This is a genomic window from Epibacterium sp. HA2-3 (assembly GCF_055693725.2).
The window spans coordinates 420,935-437,203 of sequence record NZ_CM172490.1 but is presented as its reverse complement, the minus strand read 5'-3'; the positions used below and the strand labels follow the sequence as shown (position 1 = coordinate 437,203).

Below are 16,269 nucleotides of genomic sequence, written 5' to 3'. Positions count from 1 at the left end.
TGGGGCGCGCCACCTAGCAGGTGGGCGTTTCAATCAGATCGCTCAATCCCAGATCACCAAGGGATTTGAGCGCGGATTTGGTTTTTGAGAGATAGTCAAGCCGCTGCCCAATACCGCTCAGTCGCGGGTCTGCAAGCATCAGGCAGGATTGGCGCACATGGCCAGTCTCGTCGCAGACCGACTGACACCGCCAACTGAGGGGCGACATTTGCGGCATAGGCGCCTTCACCGCACGGCGATCCCGGCTGAGTGGCGTCGCGCCCGGCCCCTGAAGAGCGGCAAAACCCGTGTCATGGGGCAGCCTTGCCTGCCCCTGCCCCGCCAGTACCGCCAATATCAAGGCTGTCGCCACACCAAGAAACTCGGCCCCGCGCAGACCGCTTGGTCGTCTCTGATCTTTTTCACTCATGTATTACTATCCCCTACCCTTGCACGGCACCGGTCCAATGGCCTGATACATGCAAAGGTCACTCACCCAATTGCGTCACCCCAACGCGAGAACAGCGTGACGCAAAGAGATTAATGTCTCCCTGTCAGACCCCACGATACGGCCTGAAAAGAAAGGAAAAGTTCAGAAAAATTTATCAAAGGTGAAGATCTCGACCCGCCCGCTGCTGTTACTCCAGAACCATCGGGACTGTGTCCCCGCTCTCTTCGAGGTGCCAGACCGCATGCCATTTTCCATGCGTGCGCCTGAGCTCAAGATAGTTGCGCTCCGCCGTGTAGCGTTGGCTTTGACCCGGAAGCGGATGAATACGGATCGGATGCCCGCTCACAGGCGCATCACCGAGTCCCGCCAAAGTGCCCAGACTTCGGGCATAGCTCTGCGGCGGCGCACGGTGGGCAATGCCCGAGGCCACAAGCTGATGCACGCGCGTCTCGTCAGGACCCATTTCGGCGCGCGTGGCGAGGTGGATCTCGCCAGACAGGATCGTCACCGGCGCCTCCTCGCGCCATGCAATGACCTGCTTGAGCATGCGTATCCATTCCTTGCGGTGCGCGCGGCTTTGCCACTGATCGCGCAGATCGTCCTCGTATTTCTGCATGGTCGGGATCATCAGCATGAGCCCCTCCACCAATGACAACCGCGGCCCCAGGAGCGGTACGCTGGAAATCACAAAGGTATGTTCCGATCCCGGCTTCATCGCCTCGACCGCAGACCACCCGTAGGCGCCCAGAACCTGACGGCGGCCGCGCTCGGCGCGCAGATCCGGCGCCAGCAGCTTCACCCCCGGCAAGGCGCGCTGCCATGACAGCGAGGTGCCCGTCTCGTCCATAAAGAGATCCGGAATGTCGCCTTCCACGGCGGCGTGCTGAAACAAGAGATACATTTCACGCGCCACGGCATAGAGACACTGCCCCACCTCGGAGTGGGTCTTGCTGCGGTAGAGTGAACCCCAGCCATCGCAGATGTCATGATCGTCCCAGATCGCCAGTGTCGGCACCCGCGCCATGATCCAGCTTGGCGCCTCGCCAAAGAGCGCCTGCACATACCGCTCCGCAAACCGCAGCCTGAGATGATCGGCCAGGTCCTTCAGCTCTTCTGCATTGCGCGGACGCCCGGCCTTGTCCGGCCAGTCTTCGCTCAGGGGATGGCCCTCTGTGGCCTCATCCGCATAGATCTGGTCGCCCCCTTGCAACAACAGCGCAAAAGGCGCGCGGCGGTGTTCGGCACACATATGCGCCCACATGCGGTTGCGCTCTTCCTGATCCCGGTCGAGATCGCCTTTTTCCTCGCCATTACAAGACGCAAAGGCAATGCGCATATCGCCATGAAGATCAGTCTGCACGTCGTAGCTCTGATCCCCAAGGCGATAGCTGCCGCAGCTGGGCGTCAGACCAAAATCATACCGCCAAACCGCGCTGCGACCAATCTCGCGCAAGAGCGTTGGCGCGTGGTCCCCCGCATCCGTACGCAGGGTTTCGGGGCGCTCTCCAATCGGTAGCATGACCATTGCCGCCAGCTGCAGCGCGTCGCCCTCCAGACCTCGGTAGTACAGGATGGGACCAAGGTGCGCCGCGTCGAATTCAACAGTCATGTGTCCCTCATTTCAGATCCGTGCCGTCCTTGTGTGCAGAGATAGGGTATGGAGTGCGGTGATGTAACCCGCGCCAATCCCCGGCGCCCGAGGGGGTGCATGATGAAATCGCTGTTTCCTGGGATCGGCGCTTGTCACTCCACCAGAACCCGAAGCGGGGTCAGGCCGTCGAAAGTGAGCTCAAGCTGATCACCGCGCAGAACCGGGCCAACACCCGCAGGCGTACCCGTGAGGATCACATCCCCCGCCGCCAGCCTGTAATACTGCGAAAGATGCGCGATCATTTCGGGGATCTTCCAGATCATCTGATTGAGATCCCCCTGCTGGCGCGGCGTTCCATTCACGGTGAGCGTCATCACACCCGCGTCGGGATGCCCGATCGTCGTGGCCGGCGTTAACGGCGCAACCGGGGCCGCATGTTCAAAGGATTTCCCAATTTCCCAAGGCCGGCCCGCTTTTTTGGCGATCCCCTGCAGATCGCGACGCGTCATATCAAGCGCCAGCCCATAGCCCCAGACATGATCAAGCGCGGCATCCTCAGAGATATTCTCGCCGCCTTTGCCGAGCGCCACCAAAAGCTCTGCTTCGTGATGGACGTCTTCGCTCATCACCGGGTAGGGAAAGCGCCCCGAAGCATCGAGACTGTCGGGCGTTTTCTGGAAAAAGAACGGCGGCTCGCGATCCGGGTCATGTCCCATCTCGACCGCGTGCGCGGCATAATTGCGCCCGATGCAATATACCCTGCGCACGGGAAACAGGGCGGTGCTCTCGGCAATTGGCAGGGCGGGCTGTGGGGGCGGAGCAATCACATAGTCGGGCTGCGCGGCGGGCATGGGCGGTCCTTTTCTCTTTGTCACCAAAAGAGATAGAGGCTTCGCCCCCGAAGGCCAAGCATTGCTGTGCATGGCCGATGTCCCTGTGCCGCGCAAAGCCCCCGGATTGCCCGCGCGCAGGATGTCATTGCCCGCGCGCAGGATGTCGCGCGGGCAATCGTTTGGACATGACCGGACTACTCGCCCGCGAGCTGATCTGCCGTAACTGGCAGTCCCGCGCGGCCCCGAAGCCCGTCGAGGATGATGGCCTTGATCAAGGCAACGCCCATCAACGCCATCACCACCGAGAAGGGCAGCGCGCCGATAATCATCGCGGTCTGGATCGCACCGAGACCACCAATGATCAGCAACGCTCCGACAACCAACGCCAAGGCGACGCCCCAGAAGATGATATGAGGACGTGCCTTTGGTCCCTCGTCACCTGCGGCGTTGATGGTGTTGATAATCAACACCGCCGAATCCGCCGAGGTGACAAGGTAGGTCATCAACAGAACCGCGACGACCACCGAGAACACCCAGGCCAGACCATCGCTGAGGAGAACTGCGAGGGTTGCATAGAGCTGGTCTGACAGCCCCGTTCCAAGGATTGCACCCTCTGCGATGCCCGACAGTTCCAGATCGATGGCGGTGCCGCCAATCAGGGCGAACCAGACAAAACACATGACGGATGGTACCAGCATCGCGCCAAAGACATATTCGCGGATCGTCCGACCTCGAGAGATCCGGGCGAGGAACAAACCGACGAAGGGAGCAAACGCAATCCACCAAGCCCAGTAGAAAATGGTCCAACCACCCTGCCAGCTCTCAAGTGCGCTGCTGGTCTCGGTGCCTTTGTCGCTCCAGACGGTGAACAGCATCTCGGGAAAAGCCAGGAGATAGTCATAGATCCCTGTCACCAGCGCCGTGAGGCCAAAAACCGTGGAGCCAAAGATCAGGAAAAACGACAGCAAGAACACGCTCAACGCCATGTTGATGTTGGAGAGCCATTTGATCCCCTTGCCGACACCCGACAGGGCCGACAGCGTCGAAGCCCCCATTATGATCACCAGCGACAGCACGATCGCCACCACAGACGCCTTTTGGGTTCCTTCATCGGTTGTGACAAGAAGCCAGTCGCCAAAGCCGATGCGGCTCAGCCCCGCGACGAATTGCTCGACCCCAAAGCCGAGCGTTTGCGCCACCCCCAGCACGGTCGCGATGACGGCCACCACATCGACGGCATGACCCGCAAAACCCGACAGCCGATCGCCGAACAGAGGCGTCAGCGCCGACCGAATGGTCAGCGGGAGCCCGCGGCGGTAAGCGAAGAACGCGAGCGCAAGCCCGGTCAACGCATAGGCCCCCCATGGAGACAGACCCCAATGCAAAAAGGACCACTTGTAGGCCGAGCGCACCGTCTCGGCGCTGGCCCCTTCGACAAAACCCTGGATGACATCCGGGTTGTTCTGGAAGTGATAGATCGGCTCACCGGTGGCATAGGTCAGAACACCAATTCCCATGCCAGCGCCGAACATCATGGAGAACCAGGAAAAGGCCGAGAACTCTGGCTTTTCATGCTCCGCTCCGAGCCGCAGACGTCCGGATGCAGGCCAGATCGCAAGCCCCAGGCTCACCACCACAAAAAAGGCGACCACGTAGATGTACCAGTAGTTGAAGCTGGCCAGAATGACCCCGTTTAGGTGCGACAGCACGCTGGCCGCCTGATTTGGAAAGGCCACGGCCCAGAGGATCAGGGCGGCAACAAGGATCTTGGCAGTGATTGTCACATCCTTGGTAAACCCTTTGTAGAATCCGCTGTCGGCAGTCTTGATCTCAAGCTCCGTCAAAGGCGGTTTAAGCGGCATGGTGGTTGGTCCTCTCTGTTGGGGAAAGGCGACCTCGGGCGAATGTGCCGGGCGCAATCTTGGTTGCCACCGCAGCAAAAGCCTGCAGGTGGATTGCGCGATCGTCTCGATTTGGCGCCACCTGCGCCAACTGCGATCCGACAGGAAAACTCGTCGATGCGGCATCCGCTGGGACTGAAATTCGGGGGGATGTCGCGAAGCTGAGAGCCACGTCGCAAAGCCGCAGATCCAATCACGCCGCGCCGCAGCATCGTGCCCGTACGCGAATTTTGCACAAAAAACGGGCATATGTTGAGATTTGCAGCATATCAAAGCAGAGCACGCCCCGCGACCTTTGCCCAGATACCCGGCGCTCCTTAGGCTTGGGAAACAGTTCACGCACGGCCTTGTCGCGCCGTCTTGCAGGAAGGCCCCGTCATGCCCCGGCTGCTTGTTTTTAGTGATCTTGATGGCACCTTGCTGGATCACACGACCTACAGCCATGCCGCCGCTCAACCGGCCTTGTCCGCGCTGCGCAGCCGCGACGCAGTGTTGATCCTGGCAAGCTCCAAGACCGCGGTCGAAATGCTGCCGCTGCATCAGGAACTCGGGCTGGGAGACGCCCCAATGATCGTCGAGAACGGATCCGCCTGTCAGCGCCCGACAGAGATCGACAGTGACCCGGCCACCTACAACAAACTGCGCAGGCTTCTCACGCGGCTCGAGATGCCCTTTGAAGGCTTTGGTGATATGTCCACGCAAAAGGTTGCCGCCCTCACGGGCCTCAGCGATGAGGGCGCAGTGCGCGCCAAGACGCGCCAGTTCAGCGAACCCGGCCTCTGGCATGGCACCCCTGCTCAGAAAGACGCGTTCCTTGCCGCACTGGCCCGCGAAGGGGTCACCGCGCGCCAAGGGGGGCGGTTCCTCACGCTCTCTTATGGCGCCACCAAGGCACAGCAGATGCAAAAGATCCGCCAGCAACACGCCCCCTGCTTCACCGTCGCCCTCGGCGATGCCCCCAATGACGCGGAAATGATCGCCACCGCCGATATTGGCGTCATTGTACGCAACGATCATGGTCCGGATATGCCCGCGATCCCGCCTGAGCACCGGATCATGCACACGCAACAGGAGGGTCCAAAAGGCTGGAACGCGGCCATGCTGCAGATCCTCAGCGAATGGGACCACGACCACAAAGGAGCCGCAGCGCATGGCTGACTTCCACCAGAATGGCAATATCGCCCAATTCCACAACCTGCGCAGCCGCCCGGTCGAGGAGCTGGAGTATGAGCTCACTACCTTTGCCCAGACCCGCAAGATCTCCTTGATCCTACCCTGCCTCTATTCCGAACTCGAAGGCCCGGCCCTGCGCCCGATCCTCGACGAACTCGCCCGTGTTCCCTACCTCCATCACATCGTAATCGGCTTGGATCGCGCCAGCGAGGCCGAATACCGCCACGCCCGTACCTATTTTGCCTCCCTGCCTCAAAGCCACCGCGTCCTGTGGAATGACAGCCCCCGCATGAAGCAGCTGGGCGCGCGTCTGGCTGCACAGGGGCTCGCGCCGCCCGAGCCGGGCAAGGGCAAGAATGTCTGGTCCTGCATCGGCTATCTTCTGGCCCAGGCCGAAAGCTCGGTGGTCGCGATCCACGATTGCGACATCAGCACCTACTCCAAGGAGATGCTGGCACGGCTGGTTTATCCCGTGGCGCATCCCGCCTTCTCCTATCAGCTCTCAAAAGGGTTTTATGCGCGGGTGGGCGGCGGCAAACTCAATGGTCGCGTCTCGCGCCTGCTGGTCTCGCCGCTGTTGATCGCGCTGAAGCGCACCATCGGAGATCGCGACTATATCGACTACCTGCGCAGCTTTCGCTACCCGCTCTCGGGGGAGATGGCCCTGCGCGCACCACTTTTGCCGGACCTGCGCATCCCTTCCGATTGGGGGCTGGAGATCGGCGTTCTGTCCGAAGCCTGGCGCAATCTTGGCCGCAAAGCCGTTTGTCAGGTGGAGATCGCCGACAACTACGACCACAAACACCAGTCCCTCAGCCCCGAAGATGCCTCTGCGGGGCTCAACCGCATGTCGACAGACATCTGCAAGGCGATCTTTCGCAAGCTCGCCGCCGACGGCACGGTCTTCACCCCCAATGTCTTTCGCACCCTCAAGGCCACCTATTATCGCTCGGCCCTTGATCTGCTGGAAGCCTATGCCCACGACGCCATGATGAATGGCCTCGCTCTGGATCGCCACGGCGAAGAAAAAATGGTCGAAATGTTTGCAAACAACATCATGGCCGCCGGGCAAGTGTTTCTGGAAAACCCCCATGAAACCCCTTTCATTCCAAACTGGAACCGCATCCACTCGGCAAATCCGACGTTTCTGCAGGATCTCAAGGCTGCAGCGCTCGCGGATGAGGCCGAATACAGCCCAAGTCCCTGACCCCTGCCCACCGAGCGCCGCAGCTACAAGAGCCGGCGCCCCCAAAGGATCAATATGTCACTGCCCCCGCTCTGCGCCGCACCTCCAAAAAAGGCGAAGCGGTCAGATCTGATATAATGGCCTTATCCCAGGATTCTTGCTGCCTCCCGGATCAGCGCCCCCATTCTTCTAACCCCAAATATCCCGGGGAGCGCGAGGGGCTGGCCCCTCGCACCCACCTGTTGCGTCATCGGTTGTCCAATTGCGCACGTACCGAACGCCGCCCCTTTTCAGATATCTGGTAAGGTCTTGAGGATTTGCTTTCGACAAGCCGCTTTCGCCTCAGCTTTTTGAAAACATCAAGCGTGCAATTGGCCAAGATCAGCCCTTCTCGCGTGTAGCATGTCACTTCGGTGACCCGACCATTGGGTGCACGCTCGTACAGGATGCGCCCACCCTGCGCCAACACGTGCAACACGCGTTGTTCGTTCTTGGAAATGTTCATGTGATATTGCCTGTGATTGAACCACGTCAAACCGGGCCGCGCACACGCGTGCTGCAGTTGTCCGGGTGTGACAGGTCTCCGAGTGCGGATCCTGTCAGCGGGTGGGTGCAATCTCCAACATCAACAATTCCCTTGTCTGGAGGGGCGTCTGAGCCCCCTAACATTCTCCCGCGCCGCCGCTCAAGCCTGATTGGTGATCCAACGGCATTGATAGGGTGCCAGTGTGATCTCTGCATCGCTTTCAAACATGTCACCGGACAACAGATCCCGCCATGTCTCACCTTCAATAAGGTTCAGCGCGCCGGGATGCAGGATCACCCCATCTCCGCTGACATTGTGCAGCGCAAAGATCGACTGCGCCCGGTCCAGCGACTGCCGCCAGAGCGCAAAGACACGATCATCCAGCTGCAAAGTGAACTGGGTAGCATTGGGGTGAAACGCCGGCTGCTCGGCCCGGACCCGCAGCCGTTCGGAGAGCGCCGACATCACCTGAGCCTGCGCGCTGTCCGCGTCATTCAGACGCGCCTTCAGCTCGCCGTAATCCCACCGGTGGCGGTTGATCGCCCGGTTCATCCCGCGCCGCGCCACCGCATCATGATCATTGGCCGTCGCCAGCATCGCGTGAATGTAAAACGCCGGAATTCCTTCAAGGCTCATGGGAATGGTCTGCGCACAGATGAATCGATCCACCTTTCGCGCTTCGCCCCCGTCAAAGGTCCGGCCCAGCGCGTCAAAATAGGTGCAGTTCACCTCGTAGGGCGCTTCACCACCCCCCGGCAAGGCCCGCATGGACACAAGCCCCCCTACCGCCCGCACGCAGGCGATCATCTGGTCGATTTCTTCCTGCGGCAGCACCCCCTCCGCCGGGCGCATCCCGATTCCATCGTGGCTCGCGGTGAAATTCAAATAGGCGCATCCCAGGGGCGCCGGCGGCATCGCCCGTGCCCAATTCAGCAGGTAGCGCGCCGAGCCCGCCATCATCGCGTGCAGGATCAATGGCGGCAGCGGAAAATTATAGACCACATGGGCCTCGTTGCGATTGCCAAAGTAGCTGAGATTCTCAGCCCGCGGCACGTTGGTCTCGGTCAGCAGTACCACCGTCTCGGTCGCATAATCTGCCAGCAGGCGCAGCAGCTGTACAATCGCATGGGTTTGCGGCAGGTGGATCGAACTGGTCCCAACCTCTTTCCAGATAAAGGCCACCGCATCGAGCCGGATAATGCGGACCCCCTGATCGATATGCAGGCGAATGATCCGAAGGATTTCCAGCAGGACCTCCGGGTTCTCAAAATTGAGATCAACCTGATCGTGGCTGAAGGTGCACCACACATGTTTCGCGCCCGTGGCCGTCTCTACCTCCTGCAGCAGCGGCGTTGTGCGTGGACGCACCACTGCGCTCAGATCGTCCGAGGGCGAAGCCTCGTAGAAGAAGCGGTCATAAGGCGGCTGCCCCTGCCGGTAGGCGTTGAACCAGGCGCTCTGCGAGGACACATGGTTGAGCACCATGTCAGACATCAGGTGAAACGCGCCGCCGATCCGGCGAATGTCGGCCCAATCACCCAGCTCAGGATTCACCTTGCGATAGTCCGTGACGGCAAACCCGTCGTCCGAAGTGAAGGGAAAAAACGGCAGGATATGCACGCCATTCACCACACCCTTCATATAAGTCAGCAGGAAATCATGCAGCAGGTCTAACGGCTTATGCGCCCCATCACGCATGGTGTTGCCATAGGTGATCAGCAATGCGTCGCGTTCTGACCAAAGAGAATTTCCAGGCCTGCGCGGGCGCTTGCGCCGATGACTGCCTTCGGGCCAAAACGCCTCAGCCACTTTGGAGCCAAGGATCTCCGTGTCCAAGTCCGGATAGATTTGGGTCAGCAGTTGCGACAGGCGTGCAGCAAAGGATGTGGCCATCTTTCTCCCTTTTGCGATAGCGCGGCAGATGCCTCCCTCACCGTGAGACAGGGTCCTCTGTAACCCTAGGAGCCTACGGTCACGCGGGCAAATTCTGTGCCGCCAAAACAGTGGATGGGCGGGGTCTGTGACCATTTTCCGGGCATATTACGTGCAGCTGTCTGAGATTGCGCTATCCTGACGCGCAGGCCCAGAGTTGCACATTCGTGATCGCGCGACAGTTTCACGCTGAGCGACGGGGCTTGATCGGCGCCTTCGTTAGCGATAACGATAGCCGCGAGTGATAGCGGTACCAGTGGTGGTGCCGTGCCCGGAAACCCAACCGGAGTTATTGGCAAATGACCCTTAAAATCGCGATCAATGGATTTGGCCGGATCGGCCGCAACGTGCTGCGTGCACTTTTGGAGAACGACACCACCGACGTTGAGGTGGTGGCGATCAACGATCTCGCCCCGCCGGCAACCCAGGTCCACCTGCTCAAGTTCGACAGCGTTCACGGCCGCCTCGACGCAGAGGTTACAGTCGAGGGCGATACCATGAAAGTGGGCCGCCATGAGATCCGCCTGACGGCCATCCGCAACCCAGAAGAGCTGCCCTGGTCCGATGTCGATATCGCCTATGAATGCACTGGCCTCTTCACCACCCGCGACAAGGCAGCCGCGCATCTGAAAAACGGCTCCAAACGCGTGCTGATTTCCGCGCCGGGGACCGAAGTTGACCGCACCGTGGTCTTTGGCGTCAATGATCACGACCTCACCGCAGAGGACATCGTGGTGTCCAACGCCTCCTGCACCACCAACTGCCTTGCCCCGGTGGCCAAGGTTCTGGACGACGCCTTTGGGATCAAGACCGGTTATATGACCACGATCCACGCCTACACAGGCGACCAGCCGACCCATGACACCACCCACAAGGATCTCTACCGCGCCCGCGCGGCAGCGCTCTCGATGATCCCAACATCTACCGGCGCGGCGCGCGCTATCTCCCTGGTGCTGCCACACCTCAAGGGCCGCCTTGAAGGTTCCGCCATTCGCGTCCCGACACCAAATGTCTCGGTGGTGGACCTGACGTTCCAGCCCGAGCGTGCCGCTTCGGTCGAAGAGATCAACGCCGCGATCGCGGCCGCCGCAAAAGAGGGCCCGCTTCAGGGCATTCTCGGCTATGAAGAGGCTCCACTGGTGTCCATCGACTTCAACCATGACAAGCGGTCGTCGATCTTCGCCGCCCCACAAACCGCCGTGACCTCCGAGGGCCTGGTGCGCGTGGTGAGCTGGTATGACAACGAGTGGGGCTTTTCGAACCGCATGATCGACACCGGCCGCGCCATGGGCAAATTCCTCTGACGCAATACCGCTGCGCGACACACCTCACGCCACATTTCAAAGGGCCGCGGCAAATGCCGCGGCCCTTCTTCATGTCATCGTTTTCTTCTAACTAACAATATCCCGGAGCGCGAGGCAGCGCCTCGCTCCCGTCACCACCTGAGCCCAGAAGGCTCAGATCCGGAAAATCGGCTGCAAAAGGCGAGGCACAAAAGAGCGGAACCGAAGCGAGGCATCCGTCGCAGCAAGACAGATGCAAGCAGGACCATCAGCAGCTATGGGTTCGTGTTCCAGATCCCCATCTGCAACCTCCAGATCCCCGACGCCAAAATGTCCGGTCTCGTCATAAAACGCGCCCTGCAGTACCAGGGTCAATTCCAGCCCGTTGTGCCCATGATCCGGAACCCCTTGTCCAGCCGGAATATAGAGAAGCCGCACGCTGCCACCGCGATCATGATCGAGGATCATCTGCCGCACACCGAGCCCGAGGGGCTTCCACTTTGGCGGCAGCCCCCCCAAGGCTTCCATGACAGGTGCAGGGAAAATCCCCGCCCGGTCATAGCGCTTTTCTCGGGCAACCGGATCGTCGAGCGCGTCAAACAGCCGTCCCTTCATATCCGCCGAAACCTCGGCCACGGGCATATCATCAAGGAGCGCGCCACCGAGCGCCTCATGCGCGCCAAGGCGCGCACGGCATTCGTCACACATGGAAACATGCGCGGCGACCACAAGTGAAAACGCCTTTGGCAAGCTGCCCGCCGCGTAGGCTATCAGCAACTCGTCAGGGATATGGTGCGTAATACCCGTCATGAGCGTTGCGTTCCCTTCAATTCATGACGCAGTTTCTCCAGCCCCAGCCGGATGCGCGACTTGATGGTTCCCAGCGGCAGACCCGTCTCGGCCTTGATCTCCGCATGGGTCAGCTCGCCCAGATAGGCGCGCTCCACCATTTCGCGCTGCGCGGGCTTCAGGGTCTGAAGCGCCGCACGCAGAGCCTGCGTCTCCTGTTCCAGCGCCACGACCTGTGACGCGTCATCCTCTGTGTCCTCGACCGGCTTCAACTCTTCCGGTACGGGACGCTTTTCCTTGCGCAAGATGTCGATCTGCCGGTTGCGCGCGATCTGGTAGATCCAGGCCGAAACCTGAGCGCGACCGGGGTCGAACATATGCGACTTTCGCCAGACCGTGAGCATCACGTCCTGAACGATGTCCTCAGCCTGCGCAGGGGAGACACCCGAGCGGCAAATCACGCCTTTGAGGCGGGGCGCAAAGTGATCGAACAAGCGCCCGAAGGCGGCTTTGTCCCTGTCATCGCGCACTGCCAGCATCCAGACTGTCGTCTCGGAATATGCCTCACCTGTCACTCTGTCGCTCTCCCGGCAACCGCTCGTGCCCTCGCCCACACTAGCCGTCGGGGCGCGGGCATCAAGTGGGTCCTCACACAGAGCTGCAGATGCTTCAAACATACACTCAGTACGCACGGCTTCATCGAGCAGATCATAAAAAATGCCTCATCCCGCAAAATAGTGCTCTGCCCCGAGTATTTTTTAGTTTTTTGATCCGAATGCCCGTTTGGACTCGTAAGTTCATGAAAACGGATGGAGAGTTTATGTCATTTGATGCCCTGCCCCCCCAGCGCCGCCGCATCGCCATCATTGGCGGTGGCATTTCCGGTCTGGCCGCCGCCTGGCTTCTTGGTCCGCGCCACGATGTGACCCTGTTTGAAGCGGCCGCGCGTTTTGGCGGGCATGCGCGCACGGTCGAGGCAGGTCTGCACGGGACCCAGCCGGTCGATACCGGGTTCATCGTGTTCAACTACGTGAACTATCCGCATCTCACGCGGATGTTTAACGAACTGGACGTGCCGGTTGTGCGCAGTGACATGTCATTTGGAGCCACCATCGAGAACGGTGCGATGGAATACGGACTACGCAGCCTGGATGCGCTCTTTGGACAGCGCCGCAACCTTGCACGGCCCGCGTTCTTTGGCATGGTGCGCGACATTCTGCGCTTCAACGCCCGCGCCGAAGAGTTCGCCCGCGACGACAGCACCACCATCGGCGAGTTGGTCAAGGAACTCTCGCTCGGGGACTGGTTCCAGCGGTACTATCTGATGCCGATCTGTGGCGCGATCTGGTCAACCCCACCCGAAGAAATCCGCGCCTTTCCAGCCCGGTCATTGGTGCGCTTCTTTCGCAATCACGCGCTACTGTCGGCCACTGGTCAGCATCAGTGGTGGACGGTCAAAGGCGGCAGCCGCGAGTATGTCCGTCGCCTCACCCGGCACCTTCAGAACACCGGCGTTGACCTGCGCGCCGCGAGCCCTGTGCAAACGGTCGAGCGCCACGATGCGGGTGTGACCCTGCGTCTGGGCGATGGTCGTTCAGAGCAATTCGACGAAGTGATCTTTGCCTGCCACTCCGATGATGCGCTGCGCCTGCTAGCTGCGCCGACGCCGCAGGAACAGGCCACCCTCGGGGTGATGCGCTATCAGGACAACCACATGATCCTGCACCGTGACGCAAGCCAGATGCCCAAGCGGCGCGCCTGCTGGTCCTCGTGGGTTTACAAGGCCGATCTGCGCGACGACCGTCCAGCTATTGGTGTCACCTACTGGATGAACCGTCTGCAGAACTTGCCGGAAAACGATCCGCTGTTCGTGTCCCTGAACCCGGTGCAGGACGTCAATCCGCAGCTGATCTACGATGACAAGACCTTCCGCCATCCGGTTTTTGATCGCGCCGCGATCCGCGCGCAGGGGGCCGTTCAGGCCATGCAGGGCGAAAACCACACCTGGTTTGCAGGCGCCTATCTACGCCATGGGTTTCACGAAGACGGGTTTGCCAGTGCAGTTCGCGTCGCGCGGGCCATTGATGCGCGCACCATGGGTAGCCGCAGCGCGCAGGACCTTGTCGCATGAGCGCAAGCGCGCCCATATCCCCCCTGGTAAAAGGGCCGCTGCATCTGGCAGGCACCACCACCCACGCCAGACGCGGCGCAATCCAGAACGCGTTTCGATATGGCGTGGACTATGTTCTAATTGATCCGCAATCGACCCGCGGCCCGTTGCTCTTTTCGCGCAACCGCTGGAACCTTGCCTCTGTCATGGATCGAAACCACGGTGGCGCCCCCAAAAAAGGACGCGGTCTGGATTGGGCGAAAGAGGTGTTCGAACACGCGGGCCTTGCCCCTCAAAACCTCCGGATCCTGTTGCTCACTCAGCCGAGCTTTCTGGGCTACATCTTCAACCCGGTGAGCTTCTGGCTCGCATACGACGGAGCGACCCTCAGGGGCGTGATCGCAGAGGTGTCAAACACCTTTGGCGACCGTCACAGCTATCTTTGTGCTGAGCCTGAATTTGCACCGATTACCGCAAAATCCTGCCTGAGCGCGCAGAAAATCTTTCACGTCTCCCCCTTTCAGGAGGTCGCGGGCGACTATCGATTTACCTTTGATATAACAGAGACTCGGATCGCGATCCGCATCGCCCACAAAAACGGCTCCGAAGGCGTCATCGCAACCCTGATGGGCGAATTGCACGACTTGAATAACGCCCGCCTGATCAAAGCCAGCCTGCGTCGCCCGTTTGGGGCCATGCGCACGGTCGCCTTGATCTACTGGCAGGCGCTGAAACTCAAACTCAAGGGCGCCCGGTATCGAAGACGCCCGCTCCCGCCCGAACAGGAGGTCAGCTGATGCTGTTTATTACCAACCGCGTAAAACGTGATTTTCTCGACAGTTGCGCCAGCATTCGGCGTGGAAGCCTGCGTCTGATCACCCCTGAGGGTGAAGTCTACGAGTTCGGCCAAGGCGAACCGGCGGCCGAGATGCAGATCAACGACTGGAGCGTGGTCACAGCTTTGGCGTCTCGCGGCGACATCGGGCTCGGCGAGACGTATGTCGCGGGCCTCTGGGACACCCCGTCGATTGAGGCCGTCACGCAGGTGGCCCTTTTGAACCTCGACTATCTCGAGGGGTTCGCCTATCCCAGCCGCCTTGCCACGCTCAAATTCCGCATCGTAGATCGCATCCTGCGCGCCAATTCGCGCTCTGGTGCCAGCCGCAACATCAAGGCGCATTATGACGTCGGCAATGAGTTCTACCAGCTGTGGCTCGATGAAAGCATGACCTATTCCTCCGCCCTTTTTGCGCCGGGGGATGCCACGCTGGAGGACGCCCAGCACCGCAAATATGACCGCATCCTCAACCGCACGGGCGAGGCCGAGCGCATTCTCGAGGTTGGCTGCGGCTGGGGCGGATTTGCCGAGCGCGCCGCAGACCATGGCCGCCATGTGACTGGCATCACGATTTCGCCCAGCCAACATGGCTTTGCCGATGCACGCCTCGATGGGCGGGCCGATATTCAGCTCTGCGACTACCGAGATACCAGCGGCAAATTCGACGGCATTGTGTCGATCGAAATGATCGAAGCGGTCGGAGAACGATATTGGCCGCAGTATTTCGCGATGCTGAAGGACCGCCTCGCCGAAGGCGGACGGGCGGTGGTGCAGGCTATCACGGTGCCTGACGCCTATTTCGACATTTACCGCAAAGGCTCCGACTATATTCGGCAATACACCTTTCCCGGCGGTATGCTGTTGTCGGATGCCATGATCGCACATCACGCGCGCAATGCAGGGCTTCAGGTCACGGATAACTTTGGCTTCGGTCAGGATTACGCCCGCACCTGCCGCATGTGGTCCGAGCGCCTGAGTGCAGCCTCGGACAAGGTGCTTGGTCTCGGGTATGACCAGAGTTTCCTGCGGAACTGGCAGTTCTACCTGCAGATTTGCGCAGCCTCTTTCGAAACCCGCCAGACCGATGTGGTTCAGGTGGAGCTGGCTCATGCGACCTAAAAACGGCCTCCCCACCCTATGTTCCTTGTTTGCAGGCGTCGCGCTCTTTACGGCCGTGACGCTGGCGACGCCGCTTGCGGCGAACCCGGTTTCCACCGGGCTGCGCGCCCCTGTGGAACTGGGTAAGGCAACGCTGCGGTTTCTGGGCTTCGAGATCTACACGGCGACGCTCCATATTGAGGGAGCGCGGCGCTTTGACTGGAACCAGCCGCTGTCGCTTCGCATTGATTATGCGCGGGGGTTTTCCGATGCGGAGCTCCTTGAAGGCACCGAGAAAGAGCTTCAGCGGATTGAGGGTGCGCGGTCCGACCAGCCCCAGATGCTGCAAAAGCTTGCCAGCTGCTTTCGCGATGTAAACTCAGGCGACAGCTATGTTGCCGTCTCTCCTGCTGCCAACGTCATCGACATGCGCCTCAACGGGCAACGCACCTGCCGGATCTCGCATCCGGATCTGCGCAAGCGTTTCCTCGGGATCTGGCTCTCGCCAAACAGCCGCTCTGCGCGTTTGTCTGCGCAACTGCGGGGGGAGTGACAGTGAACTGGCGGGTCAGCACATAT

At 60.5% G+C, this 16,269-nt stretch carries 15 protein-coding genes; 7 read left to right on the top strand and 8 right to left on the bottom strand.

Annotated features, from left to right (window positions below):
• Positions 1-13: 13 nt before the first annotated feature.
• The 4 genes from ACZ1HH_RS02155 to ACZ1HH_RS02140 form a co-directional block, all read right to left on the bottom strand.
• Positions 14-409 (bottom strand): hypothetical protein, encoded by a 396-nt coding sequence (locus ACZ1HH_RS02155; protein WP_416367904.1) that lies wholly within the window; start codon positions 407-409, stop codon positions 14-16.
• 208 nt (positions 410-617) lie between these two features.
• Entirely contained in the window at positions 618-2,039 is a 1,422-nt protein-coding gene (locus tag ACZ1HH_RS02150; protein ID WP_472637183.1) for an alkaline phosphatase D family protein, read from the bottom strand.
• 134 nt (positions 2,040-2,173) lie between these two features.
• The gene (locus ACZ1HH_RS02145; protein WP_044026664.1) at positions 2,174-2,872 is read right to left on the bottom strand and encodes a fumarylacetoacetate hydrolase family protein; all 699 of its coding nucleotides are present in this window, start codon (positions 2,870-2,872) and stop codon (positions 2,174-2,176) included.
• Positions 2,873-3,048: 176 nt separating this feature from the next.
• Positions 3,049-4,716 (bottom strand): BCCT family transporter, encoded by a 1,668-nt coding sequence (locus ACZ1HH_RS02140; RefSeq protein WP_472637182.1) that lies wholly within the window; start codon positions 4,714-4,716, stop codon positions 3,049-3,051.
• Between the two features lie 417 nt (positions 4,717-5,133).
• Between ACZ1HH_RS02140 and ACZ1HH_RS02135 the strand changes: the two genes are divergently transcribed.
• Together ACZ1HH_RS02135 and ACZ1HH_RS02130 are read left to right on the top strand one after the other, a co-directional pair.
• Positions 5,134-5,913: an HAD-IIB family hydrolase gene (locus ACZ1HH_RS02135; protein ID WP_416367900.1), complete on the top strand. Its 780-nt coding sequence runs from the start codon at positions 5,134-5,136 to the stop codon at positions 5,911-5,913.
• Positions 5,906-7,135 carry a glycosyltransferase family protein gene (locus tag ACZ1HH_RS02130; RefSeq protein WP_011537768.1) on the top strand — a complete coding sequence of 410 codons (1,230 nt, stop codon included), beginning with the start codon at positions 5,906-5,908 and terminating at the stop codon, positions 7,133-7,135. Before ACZ1HH_RS02135 ends, ACZ1HH_RS02130 begins: the two co-directional genes overlap by 8 nt.
• 226 nt (positions 7,136-7,361) lie before the next feature.
• Here the strand turns inward: ACZ1HH_RS02130 and ACZ1HH_RS02125 are convergent, their stop codons facing one another.
• Positions 7,362-7,619, bottom strand: coding sequence for a YjhX family toxin (locus tag ACZ1HH_RS02125; protein ID WP_416367899.1), 258 nt, complete (start codon positions 7,617-7,619; stop codon positions 7,362-7,364).
• Between the two features lie 180 nt (positions 7,620-7,799).
• The gene (locus ACZ1HH_RS02120; RefSeq protein ID WP_487320351.1) at positions 7,800-9,533 is read right to left on the bottom strand and encodes an alpha-amylase family glycosyl hydrolase; all 1,734 of its coding nucleotides are present in this window, start codon (positions 9,531-9,533) and stop codon (positions 7,800-7,802) included.
• A gap of 338 nt (positions 9,534-9,871) precedes the next feature.
• Here ACZ1HH_RS02120 and gap point away from each other — a divergent pair, with 338 nt between their 5' ends.
• Entirely contained in the window at positions 9,872-10,876 is a 1,005-nt protein-coding gene (gene gap, locus ACZ1HH_RS02115; RefSeq protein WP_472637181.1) for a type I glyceraldehyde-3-phosphate dehydrogenase, read from the top strand.
• A 153-nt stretch (positions 10,877-11,029) separates the two neighbouring features.
• On the opposite strand, the gene ACZ1HH_RS02110 is transcribed toward gap, so the two are convergent.
• Positions 11,030-11,665 (bottom strand): ChrR family anti-sigma-E factor, encoded by a 636-nt coding sequence (locus ACZ1HH_RS02110; protein WP_472637180.1) that lies wholly within the window; start codon positions 11,663-11,665, stop codon positions 11,030-11,032.
• On the bottom strand, positions 11,662-12,219 hold the full coding sequence (locus ACZ1HH_RS02105) for a sigma-70 family RNA polymerase sigma factor (protein ID WP_305809490.1): 558 nt from the start codon (positions 12,217-12,219) through the stop codon (positions 11,662-11,664). The genes ACZ1HH_RS02110 and ACZ1HH_RS02105 overlap by 4 nt, the downstream gene beginning before the upstream one ends.
• 245 nt (positions 12,220-12,464) lie before the next feature.
• On the opposite strand from ACZ1HH_RS02105, the gene ACZ1HH_RS02100 reads away from it, so the two are divergent.
• From ACZ1HH_RS02100 to ACZ1HH_RS02085, 4 genes are read left to right on the top strand one after another with little or no spacing between them, the layout of a single operon-like run.
• A complete protein-coding gene (locus ACZ1HH_RS02100; protein ID WP_472637179.1) occupies positions 12,465-13,775 on the top strand; it encodes an NAD(P)/FAD-dependent oxidoreductase in 1,311 nt (436 codons plus the stop codon).
• Positions 13,772-14,551 (top strand): DUF1365 domain-containing protein, encoded by a 780-nt coding sequence (locus tag ACZ1HH_RS02095; protein WP_472637178.1) that lies wholly within the window; start codon positions 13,772-13,774, stop codon positions 14,549-14,551. Before ACZ1HH_RS02100 ends, ACZ1HH_RS02095 begins: the two co-directional genes overlap by 4 nt.
• Positions 14,551-15,711, top strand: a complete 1,161-nt coding sequence (locus ACZ1HH_RS02090) for an SAM-dependent methyltransferase (RefSeq protein ID WP_011537760.1) — start codon at positions 14,551-14,553, stop codon at positions 15,709-15,711. The genes ACZ1HH_RS02095 and ACZ1HH_RS02090 overlap by 1 nt, the downstream gene beginning before the upstream one ends.
• Positions 15,701-16,243 (top strand): chalcone isomerase family protein, encoded by a 543-nt coding sequence (locus ACZ1HH_RS02085; RefSeq protein ID WP_487320350.1) that lies wholly within the window; start codon positions 15,701-15,703, stop codon positions 16,241-16,243. Before ACZ1HH_RS02090 ends, ACZ1HH_RS02085 begins: the two co-directional genes overlap by 11 nt.
• The last annotated feature ends 26 nt before the right edge of the window (positions 16,244-16,269 follow it).

Bases quoted from the DNA above. Each gene is read 5' to 3' on its own strand.
- ACZ1HH_RS02130 (WP_011537768.1), top strand. From the start codon at position 5,906: ATGGCTGACTTCCACCAGAATGGCAATATCGCCCAATTCCACAACCTG.
- ACZ1HH_RS02145 (WP_044026664.1), bottom strand. From the start codon at position 2,872: ATGCCCGCCGCGCAGCCCGACTATGTGATTGCTCCGCCCCCACAGCCC.
- ACZ1HH_RS02100 (WP_472637179.1), top strand. From the start codon at position 12,465: ATGTCATTTGATGCCCTGCCCCCCCAGCGCCGCCGCATCGCCATCATT.
- ACZ1HH_RS02090 (WP_011537760.1), top strand. From the start codon at position 14,551: ATGCTGTTTATTACCAACCGCGTAAAACGTGATTTTCTCGACAGTTGC.
- ACZ1HH_RS02110 (WP_472637180.1), bottom strand. From the start codon at position 11,665: ATGACGGGTATTACGCACCATATCCCTGACGAGTTGCTGATAGCCTAC.
- ACZ1HH_RS02085 (WP_487320350.1), top strand. From the start codon at position 15,701: ATGCGACCTAAAAACGGCCTCCCCACCCTATGTTCCTTGTTTGCAGGC.
- ACZ1HH_RS02120 (WP_487320351.1), bottom strand. From the start codon at position 9,533: ATGGCCACATCCTTTGCTGCACGCCTGTCGCAACTGCTGACCCAAATC.
- ACZ1HH_RS02155 (WP_416367904.1), bottom strand. From the start codon at position 409: ATGAGTGAAAAAGATCAGAGACGACCAAGCGGTCTGCGCGGGGCCGAG.
- ACZ1HH_RS02135 (WP_416367900.1), top strand. From the start codon at position 5,134: ATGCCCCGGCTGCTTGTTTTTAGTGATCTTGATGGCACCTTGCTGGAT.
- ACZ1HH_RS02095 (WP_472637178.1), top strand. From the start codon at position 13,772: ATGAGCGCAAGCGCGCCCATATCCCCCCTGGTAAAAGGGCCGCTGCAT.
- ACZ1HH_RS02140 (WP_472637182.1), bottom strand. From the start codon at position 4,716: ATGCCGCTTAAACCGCCTTTGACGGAGCTTGAGATCAAGACTGCCGAC.
- ACZ1HH_RS02150 (WP_472637183.1), bottom strand. From the start codon at position 2,039: ATGACTGTTGAATTCGACGCGGCGCACCTTGGTCCCATCCTGTACTAC.
- gap (WP_472637181.1), top strand. From the start codon at position 9,872: ATGACCCTTAAAATCGCGATCAATGGATTTGGCCGGATCGGCCGCAAC.
- ACZ1HH_RS02125 (WP_416367899.1), bottom strand. From the start codon at position 7,619: ATGAACATTTCCAAGAACGAACAACGCGTGTTGCACGTGTTGGCGCAG.